Source organism: Streptomyces sp. NPDC127119, from assembly GCF_042677425.1.
Lineage (GTDB): Bacteria > Actinomycetota > Actinomycetes > Streptomycetales > Streptomycetaceae > Streptomyces.
The window spans coordinates 24,014-40,433 of record NZ_JBHXTO010000089.1; the positions used below are offsets into that span (position 1 = coordinate 24,014).

The 16,420-nt window shown below is 68.9% G+C and carries 13 protein-coding genes; 6 read left to right on the forward strand and 7 right to left on the reverse strand.

What is annotated here, in order from left to right; all coding sequences use genetic code 11:
* The first annotated feature begins 124 nt into the window (after window positions 1-124).
* Window positions 125-1,813, forward strand: coding sequence for a chitinase (locus ACFVH5_RS29870; protein ID WP_385836810.1), 1,689 nt, complete (start codon window positions 125-127; stop codon window positions 1,811-1,813).
* Between the two features lie 98 nt (window positions 1,814-1,911).
* Here the strand turns inward: ACFVH5_RS29870 and ACFVH5_RS29875 are convergent, their stop codons facing one another.
* Complete coding sequence (locus ACFVH5_RS29875) at window positions 1,912-3,366, reverse strand: Nramp family divalent metal transporter (protein ID WP_385836811.1); 1,455 nt, start codon at window positions 3,364-3,366, stop codon at window positions 1,912-1,914.
* A gap of 268 nt (window positions 3,367-3,634) precedes the next feature.
* Here ACFVH5_RS29875 and ACFVH5_RS29880 point away from each other — a divergent pair, with 268 nt between their 5' ends.
* Window positions 3,635-4,972, forward strand: a complete 1,338-nt coding sequence (locus ACFVH5_RS29880; RefSeq protein WP_385836812.1) for a M14 family metallopeptidase — start codon at window positions 3,635-3,637, stop codon at window positions 4,970-4,972.
* A 104-nt stretch (window positions 4,973-5,076) separates the two neighbouring features.
* On the opposite strand, the gene ACFVH5_RS29885 is transcribed toward ACFVH5_RS29880, so the two are convergent.
* From ACFVH5_RS29885 to ACFVH5_RS29905, 5 genes are all read right to left on the reverse strand, one after another.
* On the reverse strand, window positions 5,077-5,727 hold the full coding sequence (locus tag ACFVH5_RS29885) for a hypothetical protein (RefSeq protein ID WP_385836813.1): 651 nt from the start codon (window positions 5,725-5,727) through the stop codon (window positions 5,077-5,079).
* A gap of 66 nt (window positions 5,728-5,793) precedes the next feature.
* A complete protein-coding gene (locus tag ACFVH5_RS29890) occupies window positions 5,794-7,353 on the reverse strand; it encodes a GntP family permease (RefSeq protein WP_385836815.1) in 1,560 nt (519 codons plus the stop codon).
* A gap of 134 nt (window positions 7,354-7,487) precedes the next feature.
* Window positions 7,488-7,901 (reverse strand): RidA family protein, encoded by a 414-nt coding sequence (locus tag ACFVH5_RS29895; protein WP_385836816.1) that lies wholly within the window; start codon window positions 7,899-7,901, stop codon window positions 7,488-7,490.
* Window positions 7,898-8,662 (reverse strand): IclR family transcriptional regulator, encoded by a 765-nt coding sequence (locus tag ACFVH5_RS29900; RefSeq protein WP_385836817.1) that lies wholly within the window; start codon window positions 8,660-8,662, stop codon window positions 7,898-7,900. Before ACFVH5_RS29900 ends, ACFVH5_RS29895 begins: the two co-directional genes overlap by 4 nt.
* Window positions 8,659-9,795, reverse strand: coding sequence for a sugar kinase (locus tag ACFVH5_RS29905; RefSeq protein ID WP_385836818.1), 1,137 nt, complete (start codon window positions 9,793-9,795; stop codon window positions 8,659-8,661). Before ACFVH5_RS29905 ends, ACFVH5_RS29900 begins: the two co-directional genes overlap by 4 nt.
* A 141-nt stretch (window positions 9,796-9,936) precedes the next feature.
* On the opposite strand from ACFVH5_RS29905, the gene ACFVH5_RS29910 reads away from it, so the two are divergent.
* Together ACFVH5_RS29910 and ACFVH5_RS29915 are read left to right on the forward strand one after the other, a co-directional pair.
* Window positions 9,937-11,235, forward strand: coding sequence for an amino acid deaminase (locus ACFVH5_RS29910; protein WP_385836819.1), 1,299 nt, complete (start codon window positions 9,937-9,939; stop codon window positions 11,233-11,235).
* Between the two features lie 9 nt (window positions 11,236-11,244).
* Window positions 11,245-12,879 carry an amidohydrolase family protein gene (locus tag ACFVH5_RS29915; protein WP_385836820.1) on the forward strand — a complete coding sequence of 545 codons (1,635 nt, stop codon included), beginning with the start codon at window positions 11,245-11,247 and terminating at the stop codon, window positions 12,877-12,879.
* Window positions 12,880-12,902: 23 nt separating this feature from the next.
* Here ACFVH5_RS29915 and ACFVH5_RS29920 read toward each other — a convergent pair whose 3' ends face one another.
* Window positions 12,903-13,754: a serine protease gene (locus ACFVH5_RS29920; RefSeq protein ID WP_385836821.1), complete on the reverse strand. Its 852-nt coding sequence runs from the start codon at window positions 13,752-13,754 to the stop codon at window positions 12,903-12,905.
* A gap of 547 nt (window positions 13,755-14,301) precedes the next feature.
* Between ACFVH5_RS29920 and ACFVH5_RS29925 the strand changes: the two genes are divergently transcribed.
* Together ACFVH5_RS29925 and ACFVH5_RS29930 are read left to right on the forward strand one after the other, a co-directional pair.
* Window positions 14,302-15,513, forward strand: a complete 1,212-nt coding sequence (locus ACFVH5_RS29925; protein WP_384812413.1) for a pyridoxal phosphate-dependent aminotransferase — start codon at window positions 14,302-14,304, stop codon at window positions 15,511-15,513.
* 109 nt (window positions 15,514-15,622) lie between these two features.
* Entirely contained in the window at window positions 15,623-16,057 is a 435-nt protein-coding gene (locus ACFVH5_RS29930; RefSeq protein ID WP_385836822.1) for a hypothetical protein, read from the forward strand.
* Window positions 16,058-16,420: the final 363 nt, after the last annotated feature.

Below are 16,420 nucleotides of genomic sequence, written 5' to 3' on the forward strand. Positions count from 1 at the left end.
CCGGCCCTGGCCCCACAGCCCCTCGGTCCCCCGGAGGGCCTGGGGGCATTGTGACGACAGGACCCGAGTCCCCTCCCGCACCCCCACTCCCCCACCGGAGGCCCCAGTGGACCGCGTATCAGGCATGCCCAGACGCAGACGGACATGGGCCGGCGCCCTCGCCGCCGTGCTCGCCGCGTCCGCCCTCTCCCTCGCCGGTGCCGGCCAGGCCTCGGCCGCGGACGTCAACAACACGAAGAACGCCGGCTACGAGTCGGGGCTCACCGGCTGGACCTGTTCGGCGGCCAGCGGCGCCACCGTCTCCTCCCCCGTGCACGGGGGCGCGGCGGCCCTGAAGGCCACCCCGGCCGGGCAGGACAACGCCCGCTGCAGCCAGACCGTGGCGGTGAAGGCCAACTCGACGTACACGCTGAGCGCCTGGGTGCAGGGCGGCTACGCGTACCTCGGCGCGAGCGGCACGGGCACGACCGACGTGTCGACCTGGACCCCGGACTCCTCGTCCTGGAAGCAGCTGACGACGTCCTTCACGACGGGCGCCAACACCACGTCCGTGACGGTCTACACCCACGGCTGGTACGGGCAGGCGGCCTACTTCGCCGACGACGTGTCCGTGTTCGGACCCGACGGGGGCGGCGGCGGTGACCCCGACCCGGTGGTCCCCGCGACCCCCGCGGGCCTGAACGTGGCCTCCACGACCTCCTCCTCCGTCTCCCTGGCCTGGAACCCGGTGTCGGGCGCGAGCGGCTACAACATCTACCGCAGCGGTACGAAGGTCTCGGCGGTCACCGGCACCTCGGCGACCGTGACCGGGCTGGCCGCCTCCACCGCCTACTCCTTCCAGGTCACCGCGACGAACACGGCCGGTGAGTCGGCGAAGTCGACCGCGGTCACCGGGACCACCAAGGCCTCCTCGGGCAACGGCGGCAACCTGCCCAAGCACGCGGTGACCGGCTACTGGCAGAACTTCAACAACGGCGCGACCGTCCAGAAGATCTCCGACGTCCCGTCCCAGTACGACATCATCGCGGTGTCCTTCGCGGACGCCACCTCCACGCCGGGCGCCGTCACCTTCAACCTCGACTCGGCCGGGCTCGGCGGCTACACCGTCGACCAGTTCAAGGCCGACGTCCAGGCCAAGAAGGCCGCGGGCAAGAAGGTCATCATCTCGATCGGCGGCGAGCGCGGCACGGTCGCGGTGAACGACTCCGCCTCGGCGGCGAACTTCGCGAACTCCGTCCACTCGCTGATGCAGACGTACGGGTTCGACGGCGTCGACATCGACCTGGAGAACGGGCTCAACGCCACGTACATGACGCAGGCACTGCGGTCGCTGTCCTCGAAGGCCGGCTCCTCGCTGATCATCACGATGGCACCGCAGACCATCGACATGCAGTCCACGTCGAACACGTACTTCCAGACGGCCCTGAACATCAAGGACATCCTCACGGTCGTCAACATGCAGTACTACAACAGCGGTTCGATGCTCGGCTGCGACGGCAAGGTGTACTCGCAGGGTTCGGTGGACTTCCTGACCGCCCTCGCCTGCATCCAGCTGGAGGGCGGCCTCGCCCCGTCCCAGGTCGGCCTCGGCGTCCCGGCGTCGACGCGCGGCGCGGGCAGCGGATACGTCTCCCCGACCATCGTGAACAACGCCCTGGACTGCCTCGCGAAGGGCACGAACTGCGGCTCCTTCAAGCCGTCCAGGACCTACCCGGACCTGCGCGGTGCGATGACCTGGTCCACGAACTGGGACGCCACGGCGGGCAACGCGTGGTCGAACGCGGTGGGACCGCACGTGCACGCGCTGCCGTAGCGGCGGACGGCTTCACGTTTTCGGCGCCGCATCGGTGTGTACGCACCGGTGCGGCGTCGCGTCGTGCTGCGGCTGCGGCTGCGGCTGCGGCTGCGGAATTAGAAGAAGTCCGCCCACGGCTGGTCCCAGATCTGCTTCACGCACAGGACGACGAAGAGCAGGCCCGCGATCGTCAGCATGGCGTTGCTCAGGAGGCCGTTGCGCCACTCGGGCGGTGTGCGGGAGGAGTTGAGGAGCCAGACCAGGGTGAGGGCCAGGAAGGGGAGGAAGGCCGCGCCCAGGACTCCGTACAGGATGATCAGGCGGAAGGGCTGGCCCTCGAAGAGCAGGACCATGGGCGGGAAGGTCAGCCACAGGAGGTAGGCGCGGAACGGCCATGATTTCTCGTGGGTGCCCGATGCGACTTCCTCGCCGGAGGCGGGGGCGGAGGCGGAGGCGGGGGTTGTAGCGGGGGTTGTGGTGTCCGGGGTGGTGCTCTGGCGGTTCGTGCGCTGCGCGGCGGACGCCGCCCTGTCCTTGCGGAAGCGTTCCACGAAGTCCGCGAACATCAGGCTCACGCCGTGCCATACGCCGATCAGCGAGGTGAACGACGTGGCGAAGAAGCCGATCAGGAAGAACTTGGCGGTCGCCGTGCCGTACTCGTCCTCCAGGATGTCCCCGAGCTGGATCAGGCCCTTGTCGCCGCTCGCGATCGCGATGTTGGACGAGTGCAGGATCTCCGCCCCCACGAACAGCATGGCGATGACGAAGATGCCCGTCGTGATGTAGGCGACGCGGTTGTCGAGCCGCATCACCTTCATCCAGCCGGTGTTCGTCCAGCCCTTCGCGTTGACCCAGTAGCCGTACGCGGCGAGCGTGATCGTGCCGCCGACTCCGCCGATCAGGCCGAGCGTGTTGAGGATCGAGTCCTTCTCGTCGGGGAGCACCGGGAGCAGGCCCGCGAACGCCTTGCCCAGGTTCGGGGTGACGCGGATCGCCAGGTAGACCGTGACGACGAACATGACGCCCACCAGGACCGTCATGACCTTCTCGAAGACCGCGTACTTGTTGAACCAGACGAAGACCAGACCCACCAGGCCGGTCAGGATCGCCCACCACTTGAGGTCCATCACGTCCGGGAACAGCGCCTGCAGGGGCAGGCCCGACGAGGACATGGCCGCCGCGCCGTAGACGAAGCCCCAGATCACGACGTACGCCACGAAGAACCATGACGTCCAGCGGCCGAGGCTCGCCCAGCCGTCGAAGAGCGTCCGGCCGGTGGACAGGTGCCAGCGGCCCGCCGCCTCGGCGAGGGAGATCTTGACGAGGCAGCCGATCACGGCGGCCCACAGGAGGGTGTAGCCGAAGTTCGCGCCCGCGATCAGGGTGGCGACCAGGTCGCCGGCGCCCACGCCGGTCGCGGCGACCACGATTCCGGGGCCGATGTATTTCCAACTTGATCTACGAGGAGCGGCCACTTCACTTCCCGGTGGCCCTGGTGCCGTTGTTCCTCCCGGGGGTCCCGCCGTACTGCCCGAGCCCCTGGTGTCCGCGTGTCCCGAGGTGTCCGCCATGCCGATCAAGAAAGCGTAAAGAGATCCTGGGCACAAGAGGGCGTGCGCCGATCCCCACCTGATGTGCACAGCGTGAACTGCCTGTTCGAAGGGTGGTCGAGCGGCGGGAGCGGTTCGTTTTCGGCCTGATTCCGGTGTCGGATTCCGGGCCGAGCTTGACCCGGACATGCCATGGCTTCACGATGAGCGCCACACCGCACAGCCATCCCCCGCTCCAATCCCCACATGTCCGGTGATCCCGGATTCCATGGAGAAAACAGGAGGATCCATGCGTTTTCGTGACAGACGTGGGCGGCGCTCCGCTGCTCTCGCCACGCTCCTCGCGCTGGCTCTCGCGGCGCCCGTCGCCGCCATGACCGACGCGGGAGCCGCCCCCGGCAGGGCTCCCGCCTCCGACACGGACGAGATCCGCCAGTACGAGATCCATGTGCACGGCAGCACCTCCGCCGTCCGTACGGCGATCGCGCGGACCGGCGTCTCCATCGACGAGGCCGACGAAGAGACGGTCGTCGTCTCGGGGCGCGCGTCCCAGGCGAAGGAACTGCGGCGGCTCGGGTACGAGGTCTCGTCCCTCGGCGCCGCGCCCGACCGGTCCAGCGCCGCCGACGTCGGAGTCCTCGACTTCCCCTCCGCCGACTCGCGTTATCACAACTACGCCGAGATGAACACGGAGATCGACCAGCGACTGGCCGCCTACCCGAGCATCATGAGCAAGCGCGTGATCGGGAAGTCGTACCAGGGCCGGGACATCGTCGCCATCAAGATCAGCGACAACGTCGCCACCGACGAGTCCGAGCCCGAGGTGCTGTTCACCCACCACCAGCACGCGCGCGAGCACCTCACCGTGGAGATGGCGCTCTACCTGCTGCGGGAGCTGGGCGCCGGGTACGGGTCGGACTCCCGCATCACCAACATGGTGAACAACCGGGAGATCTGGATCGTGCCGGACCTGAACCCCGACGGCGGCGAGTACGACATCGCCACCGGGGCGTATCGGTCCTGGCGGAAGAACCGGCAGCCCAACAGCGGGAGTTCCGCCGTGGGGACCGACCTCAATCGCAACTGGAACTACCGGTGGGGGTGCTGTGGCGGGTCCTCCGGGTCCACCTCGTCCGAGACCTACCGGGGCGCCTCGGCCGAGTCCGCGCCCGAGGTGAAGGTCGTCGCCGACTTCGTACGCAGCCGGGTCGTCGGCGGCACTCAGCAGATCAAGGCGGGCGTGGACTTCCACACGTACAGCGAGCTGGTGCTGTGGCCTTTCGGGTACACCACCGCGGACACCACGACCGGCATGACGCTCGACGACCGCAACGCGTTCGCCGCGGTCGGGCAGAAGATGGCCGCGAGCAACGGGTACACGGCGGAGCAGGCGAGCGACCTGTACATCACCGACGGGTCGATCGACGACTACCTCTGGGGCAGCCACAAGATCTTCTCGTACACCTTCGAGATGTATCCGTCGTCCAGTGGCGGGGGCGGGTTCTATCCGCCCGACGAGGTCATCGAACGGGAGACCTCGCGGAACCGGGACGCTGTGCTGCAGCTCCTGGAGAACTCCGACTGCATGTATCGGTCCATCGGCAAGGAGGCGCAGTACTGCGCCTGATCCGTGCCTGATCCGTGCCTGAGCTGCGGTCGGCTTCGACGGAGGGAGCGGGGGTGTGGGGAACTGCGCGTTCGTTGTGGCCGGGTGCGCAGTTCCCCGCGCCCCTAGGGGGTGGGTTCCGCTGTCTTGGATTCTTCGGGTTCGGCTTCGGCTGTGGGTTCGGCCTCGGCGGTGGGTTCGGCTTCGGCTGTGGGTTCGGCTTCGGCTTCCTCGAAGTACGTGTCCAGGACCTCGTCCAGGTCCGTTTCCCACGCCTTGAAGTCGGCGCGTGACTTCGCCTCGATCTCCAGGGGGTACCAGCGGCGGTCGGGCGTGTGCACCGTGATGGTGAAACGCTTCCCGAAGCGCGGAGACTCCGTCTCCACCGCGCCGATCTCGTCCCAGCGGAACTCGGCCTCCTGGTCGTCCAGGGTCAGCCGTACGCCCTTGTGGTCCGCGATGATCTTCGCGCGGCGGTCGGAGGCTTCGAAGACCGGGGCGCCGTCGGGGGCCGGGGTCTCCTCGGGCTCGTCGGACTCGACCGGCTCGTCGGGCTCGGGCTTGTCCTGCTTGTCGCGCTCGGGCTTGCTGGAGGGTTCCTGTTCCTCCTTCGTCGCCACGTCGTCGGACGCCGTCCCGGAAGAGACGGCGTCCGACGGCTCCGGCTTCGCGGCGGCGGGCTCGGCGGGGCGCGGGCCCGTGATGCCGGGCACGGCCGCCGGGTCGACCGCGGCACCTTGCAGGGGCTGGATGTTGGGTCCTATGCGCTGCTCCACAGCGGGCAGTATGGTCGACGATCCTGTGTCAGGAACAGTCGGACTCCGGTTCGTCCCGCTACATCGTTATATGAAGACGCTCAGCGCCGCCGCCATCGCGAAGCCCGCCACCGACAGCACCGTCTCCAGGACCGTCCACGACTTGAGGGTGTCTCGTTCGGAGATGCCGAAGTACTTGGCGACGATCCAGAAGCCGCCGTCGTTGACGTGCGAGGCGAAGATCGAGCCGGCCGAGATCGCCATGATGATCAGTGCCAGGTGCGCCTGGGAGAGGTCCTGGCCCTCCACCAGCGGGACCACGATGCCCGCCGTGGTGACGATCGCCACCGTCGCCGAACCCTGGGCGACCCGCAGGACCACCGAGATCAGGTAGGCCAGCACGATCACCGGCAGGCCCACGTCGTTGAACGTGTCCGCGAGCGCGTCCGCGATGCCCGAACCCTTGAGTACCGCGCCGAAGACACCGCCCGCGCCCACCACCAGCAGGATGTTGCCCACCGGCTTGAGGGATGACGTGGAGACCGTTTCGAGGGACTTGCGGGACCAGCCTCGCCTGATGCCCAGCAGGTAGTACGCCATCAGCAGCGCGATCGTCAGCGCCACGAAGGGGTGGCCGAAGAACTCGATGACCGAGCGGAAGGTCGACGGGTCCAGCGCGATCGAGGAGAACGTCGCGGCCAGGATCAGCAGCAGGGGTGTGCCGATGATGAGGAAGACCGTGGGGAGGGGGACCGGCTCTTCCGCGTAGTCGTCGGGAGTTGTGGTGGTGGCCACGGCGCCTGTTTCGCCTGCGGCTGCGTTGGCGGGCCCTCCTGTGGAGCGCGCTGCCGCTCGGCGGGCCGCGCGCTCCTCCGCCACGGCGGCCTTCGCCTCGTCCGCCGCCTCCAGCATGTCCTGCGGTACGGGGACGAAGAGGCGCTTGCCGATCCAGGCCGCGTACGCCCACGCTGCGAGGACGGCCGGGATGCCCACGACGATGCCCATCAGGATGACCCAGCCGAGGTCCACCTTGAACAGGCCCGCGGCGGCCACCGGGCCGGGGTGCGGGGGCAGGAACGCGTGCGTCATCGACAGGCCCGCGAGCAGGGGCATGCAGTAGAGCAGAATCGACTTGCCCGAGCGCTTGGCGGCTGCGTAGACGATCGGCGCCAGGACGAAGATGCCCACGTCGAAGAAGACCGGGATGCCGAAGATCAGGCCGGTGAGGCCCATGGCGAGCGGGGCTCGCTTCTCGCCGAAGAGGTTCAGGAGGCGGGTGGAGAGTGCCTCGGCTCCGCCCGACACCTCCAGGATCGCGCCCAGCATCGTGCCCAGGCCGATGATGATCGCCACGTGGCCGAGGATGCCGCCCATGCCCGACTCGATCATCGAGACGGACGCCGATCTCTGGACCGTGCCGAAGAGTTCCGTGACGGAGAGGCCGGCGGAGAGGCCCACGGCTATGGAGACCGCCAGCAGGGCCACGAACGGCTGGAGCCTGACCTTGATGATCAGGACCAGCAGAAGAACGATGCCCAGGGCCGCGACGGTCAGGAGTCCTGCCGTGCCGTCCAGGAGGAGGAGCAGGCCTCCTGTGTGGGGTGGGGTTTCTGGGGCTGGTGGGGCTGCTGCGAGGAGCGGTGTCATGGGGAGGGCCTCTTCTTCGGGGCAGGGTGTGGGGTGGGGCTGGGGTCTGGGGTGGGGGGTTGGGTGGGGTTTGGAGCATGTTTTTGGGCAGGGGGTATCGCCGTACGTCGTGCGGGGGTTTGGGGGGCGGCGTTTTACGCGGTCAGGACCGCCAAAGCGTCGATTTCGATCAGGAGGCCCGCGGGGAGGCCCACGTAGACCGTGGTGCGGGCCGCCGGGGGTGCCGTGAGGTTCTGCTCTTCGAAGTACGTGTTGTAGATCGCGTTCATCTCTGCGAAGTGGTCCACGTCCGTGAGGTAGACACGGATCATCATCGCGTCGTCCCAGGAGGCGCCGCCCTCTTCGAGAATGGCCTTGACGTTGGCGAACGTCTGGAGCGTCTGCTCACGCAGGGTCGGCCCCGCGGGCGTCGGCGGCTGGCCCTCCACCGCGGGCAGGAAACCGACCTGGCCCGCGACCTGGAGGATGTTGCCCTTCCTGACGCCGTGCGAGAACTTGGCGGGCGGGGTGGTGTGGGTCTTCGGGGTGAGGGCGGTCTTGTCGGTCATGAGCTGGGTTCCTTCGTCGGGTTCTTGCCTGAGTACTCTGCGCTGATGGCCTCCGCGGTGCGGCGGACCAAGGGGAGCAGTGTGAGGAGTTCGTCCGCGGTGACCACCACGTTCGGGGCCGATACGGACATGGCTGCCACTACGCGTCCGTCGGTGCCCCGGATGGGGGCGCCCACGCAGTTGATGGACTCCTCGTGGCCTCCTAGGTCGGTGGCCCAGCCCTGTTCTCTGACCTTGTCCAGTTCCCGCAGGAAGGCGGGGGCGCTGGGGGTCGAACGGGCTGTGTACATGGGGTAGTCGAGCTTCTCCGCGAAGGCTCGGCGCTCGGGGTCGGGGAGGTCCGCGAGGAGGAGTTTGGCCACTGCGGCGACCGTGATGGCTACCGGTTTGCCGATGCGGGAGTACATGCGGACCGGGTAGCGGCTGTCGACCTTGTCGATGTAGAGGACCTCGCCGTCCTCGTGGACCGCCAGGTGGACCGTGTGGCCGATATTTTCGTTGAGGCGTACGAGGTGGGGGTGGGCGATCTCGCGGACGTCCAGGTTCTCCACGGCTTCCTGGGCCAGCGCGAAGAGGCGGGCGCCCAGGCGGTAGCGCTGGTCGGACTGGCGGTAGACCAGGCCGTGTTCGTGGAGGGTGCGCAGGAGGCGTAGGGCGGTGGACTTGTGGACGTCCAAGCGGTCGGCGACCTGTCCTAGGTCGGCGGGGCCCTCGGCGAGCAGCGGCAGGATGCTCAGCGCTCGGTCGACTGTCTGGCTCATGGGGTCGGTACCTCCTCCTGGGCCCGGTCTGCGGTGTTCGTCCAGCCGGGGGCGAGTCGAAGTCTCCCCCACGCGGTGTCGTCCAGGGCGGCGAGGCGGTCGGCGTGGGCGCGGGAGGGGGGTGCGGCCAGGTCTCCTGGGGTGGTGAGGGCTGCTGCGGCCATGAGGTGGCCGTGGCGGAGGCGGTGTTTCGGGGGGAGGCCGCGGAGGGTCGCCGAGAGGAAGCCTGCCGCGAAGGCGTCGCCTGCTCCCACGGGGGCCACTACGTCCACGTGGAGGGCGGGGGCCTCGGTCACGGTGTCGCCCTCGCGTGTCGGGTGGGGCGGGGGCGTATGCGTGTGCGTGTGCGTGGAGACTTTCGACTCGAAGACCGTGGCGCCTTTGCTGCCGTTTTTGATCACCAGGGTCCGGGGTTCCGGGAGTGCCTCTCGGATGGCTGTCGGGCCTCCTGTGATGCCCCACGCCTCCTCGGCCTCGTCCTCGCCCACGAAGACCAGGTCCGCGCCTCTGGCCAGGGTGAGGAGGGTGTCGCCCGCCGTGGTGGCGTCCGGCCAGAGCCCCTCCCGGTAGTTCACGTCGAAGGAGATCAACGGGCGGGGGATGGCGCCACTTGGGCAGGGGGTCGTGAGGGATTTCAGGAGGCTCAGGCAGGTGGTGGAGAGGGCTGCTGTGATGCCGGAGAGGTGGAGGATGTCCGTCGCTTGGAGGGTCCTGAGGTCGACCGTGGTGGGGGACATGGCTGAAGCTGCGGAGCCTGTGCGGTAGTACGCCACCTCGTGGGCGTCTGTCGCTCTGTCGCCGGCCGTGCGGAAGTAGATGCCCGTGGGGCGGGTGGGGTCGCGTTGTACGGCGGAGGTGTCCACGCCGTAGGACGCGATCGTCTCCAGGAGGTGGTCGCCGAAGCCGTCCGCGCCGACCCTGCTGACCCATCTGGTGGTGTGGCCGGCGGCTGCCAGGACGCACGCCACGTTGGATTCGGCGCCGCCGATCGCGCGCTCGAACGTCGGTACGTCGGCGAGGCGGCCCGGGCGGGAGGGGAGGAACGTGACCATGGACTCGCCGAGGGTGACGACCTCCGCTGCGGCCGGAGGGCGCTGGGTGTCGTCGCGTTCGGGCGGTCCGGTGCGGGTCACGGTGGTGGGGGCTCCTGTCTCTGCCGTGGGTCTGGGCGGCTCCGTTGACCCGGCGTTGGCCGAGATGTTAGACAGCAGTAAGCGTGATACGCAATGGTCGTTGCGGAGGATGCAATGGCCTTGATCAGGGAGGCTCGCCCTATGGCCGCCGACTCCGTCTCTGCCCGTGGCAGGGAACGTCTTGCTTCGCTCGCCGACGAACCTGTCGACCATCGGTTCAAGGGCCTGCCGCCCGACGCCGAAGGGCTGACCGTCGGCGAGCTGGCCCGTGAGCGCCGCAATCTGTTCAGCGGTGGGTTCACCACGCCGTTGCTCGCCCTCTCCGCCGAGCGGCTTGAGCACAATCTGCGGCTCATGGAGACGTACGCGGAGCGGCATGGTCTTGTCTTCGCTCCGCACGGCAAGACGTCCATGGCTCCTCAGCTTTTCTGGCGGCAGATCGAGCACGGGGCCTGGGGCATCACGCTTGCCGTGCCGCATCAGGTGCGGGTGGCCCGCGCCTTCGGTGTCCAGCGGATCTTTCTGGCCAACGAGTTGGTCGATGCGACCGCGCTCGCGTGGGTCGCCGCCGAGTTGGCCGCCGATCCCTCGTTCCGGTTCGTCTGTTACGTCGACTCCGTGCGGGGGGTCGAGTTGATGGATGCCGCGCTGCGCGGGGTCTCCTCGCGGCCCGTGGATGTCGTCGTCGAGCTTGCGGCCGGTGAGGGTGCTCGGACCGGGGTGCGGACCGAGGCCGAGTGCGGGGTCGTCGCCGACGCCGTGGCCGGCGTGGACACGCTTCGGCTGGTGGGGGTCGCGGGGTACGAGGGTGAGGTGCCGGACGCCGACCCCGAGCGGGTACGGGCCTGGTTGCGGCGGCTCACCGGCCTGGTCGTGGACTTCGACAAGGCCGGGCGGTTCGCGGGGGCGGGGCTCGACGAGATCGTGGTGAGTGCGGGTGGCAGTGCCTGGTTCGATGCCGTGGCCGATGTTTTTGTTGAGTTGCCCGAGTTGTCGCTTCCTGCGCTGAAGGTGCTGCGATCGGGTGCCTACGTCTCGCACGATGACGGGCACTACCGCGAAGTGACGCCCTTCGTACGGGTTCCTGAGGAGGGTGCTCTGCTGCCCGCCTTCCGGCTCTGGGCGCAGGTCGTCTCCCGGCCCTCGGCCGAGCAGGCCTTCGCCAACGCCGGCAAGCGCGACGCCGCGTACGACCTCGATCTGCCCGTCGTGCAGGTCGTGCGGGGGGAAGGGGGTGAGCGGCCGGCCGATGGTGTGCGTGTCGTCTCCCTGTCCGATCAGCATGCCTGGATGCGGACCGACGAGGGTGCCGCGCTGGAGGTCGGTGACTGGGTCGGGATGGGGCTCTCGCATCCCTGTACCTCGTTCGACAAGTGGCAGTTGATTCCTGTGGTGGAGCAGGACGGCACCGTCGTCGACTACGTCCGCACCTACTTCTAGGAGCTCGCCATGCTGGATCTCGTCATCCGTGACGTGGACGTCGTCGACGGCAGCGGAGGCCCGTCCTTCCGGGCCGACGTGGGGATCGAGGGCGGCAGGATCACGACCGTGGTGCAGGAGGCGGCTGCCGCCGGGTGTCTGCGGCCCGTCGCCCGGCGAGTGGTGGACGCCGAGGGGCTCGTACTGGCTCCGGGGTTCATCGACATGCACGCCCACAGCGATCTCGCCCTGCTGCGGGACCCCGATCACAGCGCCAAGGTGGCCCAGGGGGTCACGCTGGAGGTCATCGGGCAGGACGGGCTGTCGTACGCCCCCGTGGACGACCGCACGCTCGCCGAGGTGCGCCGCGCGATCACCGGCTGGAACGGCAGCGGGGATGACATCGACTTCAGCTGGCGGTCCGTGGGTGAGTATCTGGATCGCCTGGACCATGGGTTCGGTGGTGAGGGGATCGCCGTCAACGCCGCCTATCTGATTCCCCAAGGTGCTGTGCGGATGCTCGCCGTCGGCTGGGACGACCGGGAGGCTACGCCCGAAGAGCTGCGGCGGATGCGGCGGTTGGTCGCCGACGGGATGCGCGAGGGCGCGGTCGGCATGTCGTCGGGGCTCACGTACACCCCCGGCATGTACGCCAAGGACGCCGAGCTGACCGAACTGTGCCGGGTCGTCGCCGAGTACGGCGGCTACTACTGCCCGCACCACCGGTCGTACGGCGCCGGCGCCCTGGACGCCTACCGGGAGATGGTGGAGCTGACCCGTGAGGCCGGATGCTCACTCCATCTCGCGCACGCCACCATGAACTTCGGCGTCAACAAGGGGAAGGGGGGTGACCTGCTGGCGCTGCTCGATGAGGCGCTGGCCGGTGGGGCGGACATCAGTCTTGATACGTATCCGTACACGCCCGGGTGTACGACCCTTGTGGCGATGCTGCCCAGTTGGGCGAGTGAGGGCGGGCCGGAGGCCATCCTGGCCCGGCTGAGGGATGAGGGGGCGGGCGGGGCGGCCGAGCGGATCCGGCACCACATGGAGGTGGTGGGGTCGGACGGGTGCCATGGCGTGCCCATCGAATGGGACACCATTGAGATTTCGGGTGTCGCCGATCCGGCACTCGGGTCCTACGTGGGGCTGACCATCCAGGAGTCCGCGGACGCGCGGGGCGAGGCGCCGTGGACGACCGCGCGTCGGCTGCTGCTCGACGACGGTCTCGGGTCGACGATCCTCCAGCACGTGGGGCACGAGGAGAACGTGCGGACGATCATGCGGCATCGCGTGCACACCGGCGGTTCGGACGGCATCCTGCGCGGTGACAAGCCGCATCCGCGGGCCTACGGCACCTTCCCGCAGTACCTCGGACGGTATGTGCGGGAGTTGGGTGTGCTGAGCCTGGAGGAGTGTGTCGCCCACCTGACCTCGCGTCCGGCGGCGCGGCTGCGGCTGCCCGACCGCGGGCTCGTGCGGGAGGGGTACCGGGCGGACCTGGTTCTCTTCGACCCGCAGACGGTGGCCGCCGGTTCGACCTTCGAGGTCCCGCGTGCGCTGCCGACCGGTATCCCGCATGTCCTGATCGACGGGCGGTTCGTCCTCGAGGACGGGCGGCGGACGGATGTACTGGCGGGGCGGGCGGTCCGCCGTACCACTGGCTGACCGCCCGCTCGTCGGCCGACCGGTTACGGCTTGGGCAGGGTGCAGCCGCTGGCGTTCAGGTCGAGTTTGCTGTCGAGGCCGAAGCAGGCGGGTATCTGGTAGGTCTCCTGGCCGTAGTTGATGCCCGCGCGGACGGTGACGGTGCCGTTCTCGTCCACCTCGCACGGGTTGTTGTCGGTGCAGCGTCCGCCGTCCTCGTTGCCGGTGTTGTTGACGGCGACGACGTTGCCGGTGGCGTTGTCGACCACGGGTGAGCCCGAGGTGCCGCCGATGGTCTGGCAGGCGGAGGTGTAGCGGACCGAGTCCTTCCAGGTCCAGGCACCCTCCTTCAGGCGGTAGGCGAAGCCGTCGACGTTGCAGGCGTACGTGCGCTTCCAGTAGCCGGAGACGACCGTGATGGCGGTGCCAGCGACCGGGTGCGTGTCGTTGAGGGTCAGCGGGCTGATGCCGTACGAGGTCTTGATCGCCCCGTACGTGGTGGTGAGCTGGTAGAGCGAGACGTCCGTGTCGGTCATGGTGGCGTATGCGATCTTGCTGGCGCGCAGGGTGGCGACGCGGGTGCCGGCGGAGTTCAGCAGGCCGAAGGTGCGGGTGGAGGCCTGGTCGACGATGACCTCGCCGGCCGCGGGGAAACCGGTCTCCAGGCAGTGGCCGTTCGACATCACCAGCGCCGGGTCGTCGTCCTCGGAGTCGGGGAAGCGCACGACGGAGCCGGAGCAGTTGCTGAGCGAGACCGTGCCGGCGAAGGTGACGGCCTGGATGGCCGCGGGCGCCTTGGTTTCGGTCGTCGTCTCCGTGGCGGCCACCGCCGGTGCTGCCAGGCCGGCCCCTGTGATCATCAGGGCGCCGAGCGCGGCAAGGAGAGGCTTTTTCATGTGGGGGGTCCCCTCTTGTGACGTGAGCGGCCGAAGATCTTCCGGCCACTTCCCGTTTTTGTCATGCGCATTCTTAGCGCCCACCCCCACCCCGACAAGAACCCATTTCCAGCCGCCGAGTGTGCGCGCACCGGGGGCCCGCGTCCTGCGGGTGGGTGGGGGCCGACCCCGGGCGTTTTTCAGGGGCGAGGGGAACGGCGCGGGCGACGCCAACCGGGCCAAGGTTGAAAACAGACGCGCACCCCCACCCCCCAAGGGGCGCGGGGAACGGCGCGGCCCACCCCCACCGACCCACACCCGACATACGACAGCCACCCCCACCCCCTAAGGCGCGCGGGGAACTGCGCGGCCAACCCCCACCGAGCCGCACACTCATAACAGCCGCACGCCCCACCCCCTCAGGGGCGCGGGGAACTGCGCGACCAGCCCCCACCGGCCCGCAGGTGAAAACAGTCGCGCACCCCCACACCCCCACACGCCCAAGACGGACGTCTCACGTGGCGGAAACACGGCGCAATAACCCCTACCCGCCCGTAAGCTCACGAACATGCAGGTGATCCAGTCGACCAAGCTCGCCAACGTCTGTTACGAGATCCGGGGCCCGGTCCTTGAGGAGGCGATGCGGCTGGAAGCGGCAGGCCACCGCATCCTCAAGCTGAACACCGGAAACCCCGCAGCGTTCGGCTTCGAGTGCCCGCCGGAGATCCTGGAGGACATCCTCCGCAACGTCTCGTCGGCGCACGGCTACGGAGACGCGAAGGGCCTGCTCGCGGCCCGCCGCGCCGTGGTCATGCACAACCAGACCCTCGGTATAGAGACGGACGTCGAGCACGTCTTCATCGGCAACGGCGTGTCCGAGCTGATCGTGATGGCGATGCAGGGCCTGCTGGACGACGGCGACGAGGTCCTCGTACCCGCGCCGGACTACCCCCTGTGGACCGCCGCCGTCTCCCTCTCCGGCGGCACCGCCGTCCACTACCGCTGCGACGAGCAGTCCGACTGGATGCCCGATCTCGCCGACGTGGAGCGGAAGGTCACCGACCGCACCAAGGCGATCGTGATCATCAACCCGAACAACCCGACGGGCGCGGTCTACGACGAGGCGATGCTGCGGGGCCTCACCGACATCGCCCGGCGTCACAACCTGCTGGTCTGCTCGGACGAGATCTACGACAAGATCCTGTACGACGAGGCCGTGCACACCCCGACCGCCAAGGTCGCCCCCGACCTGCTCACCCTGACCTTCAACGGGATGTCGAAGGCGTACCGCGTGGCCGGGTACCGGGTGGGGTGGATGGCGATCTCCGGGCCGCGGGCGCACGCCGACTCGTACATCGAGGGGCTGACCATCCTCGCCAACATGCGGCTCTGCGCGAACATGCCCGGTCAGCACGGTGTCGTCGCCGCTCTGAGTGGTCGGCAGACCATCAACGATCTCGTCCTGCCCGGCGGGCGGCTGCGGGAGCAGCGGGACGTGGCGCACAAGCTGCTGACCCAGATCCCGGGCGTGACCTGCGTGAAGCCGAAGGGCGCGCTCTATCTCTTCCCGCGTCTCGATCCGAAGGTCTACAAGATCAAGGACGACCGGCGGATGGTGCTGGACCTGCTGCGCACCGAGAAGATCATGGTCGTGCAGGGGACGGGCTTCAACTGGCCGGAACCCGACCATTTCCGGGTCGTCACCCTGCCGACCGCGCGGGATCTGACGGACGCGGTGACCCGGATCGGGAACTTCCTGGACGGGTACGGACAGAGCTGACGCATGGTCACCCTGTGTGGTCGGGTGGCTTCGTTTTCGGAGTCTGCTCAACTTTAGACGAAATCTAAGCTAGGATGGCTTCCTGTCAGAGCACAGGAGGCCATCTCCCATGTACGAACCGATTCGCACCAAGTCGGTCCACACGATGGCCGGCACCGCCGACTTTCCCCATCGGTCGCGCGAGGAGGAGCTGGACATCCAGCTCGCCGGTCATCTGGCGGCACTGCTCGCGGTCACGGACGAGCTCCGCGGGCTCGAACCGTCCGCATCCGCCGAGCTCGACGCCGCCGCGGAGAGGCTGGCCGAGCAGGTGACCCGGCTGCGTGGGGGGCGTCCGCCCGTCCGGGCGGGGGTTGCCGTCGGCGGGGGCGGCCGTGGGCCCGTGCCCGCGGGGTTGCATCAGCGGGCGCATGCCCTGGCGGGGCGTGCGCTTGTCGTCGCCGCGTCTCGGGCGGATACGGCGGGGGCGATCCTCGCCGCGCAGCGCATGGATGCGCATGCGGCTGCCGTCGCCGTCACGGAACCGGCGCTCACAGCTCACTGAGCTCACTGAGCTCACTGAGCTCCCGATCGACCCCGGTCCGCGCGCACCCGCAGCGACGTGCGGACCAGGTGCCATGCGTGTGGTGAGGGGCCGCACCCGGGGGGTGCGGCCCTTCTCCTCACTACATGCATCCGTCGATCCTCACCTGCGCCCCGGTGGGGCCTGGTCGCGCAGTTCCCCGCGCCCCTCAAAAGCAGGGCTGCGCCCTGCAATCCTTCCGCCTGTCCGGCGGGCACCCTTCAGCCCGTCCGGCGACTGAGGACCGAGGGTTCGAGGGCTGACCCCGGCACCCTTCAGCCCGTCCGGCGTTTGAGGACCGGGGGTTCGGGGGCTGGCCCCCGAGAAAGGGAAGGCTGCAATCCG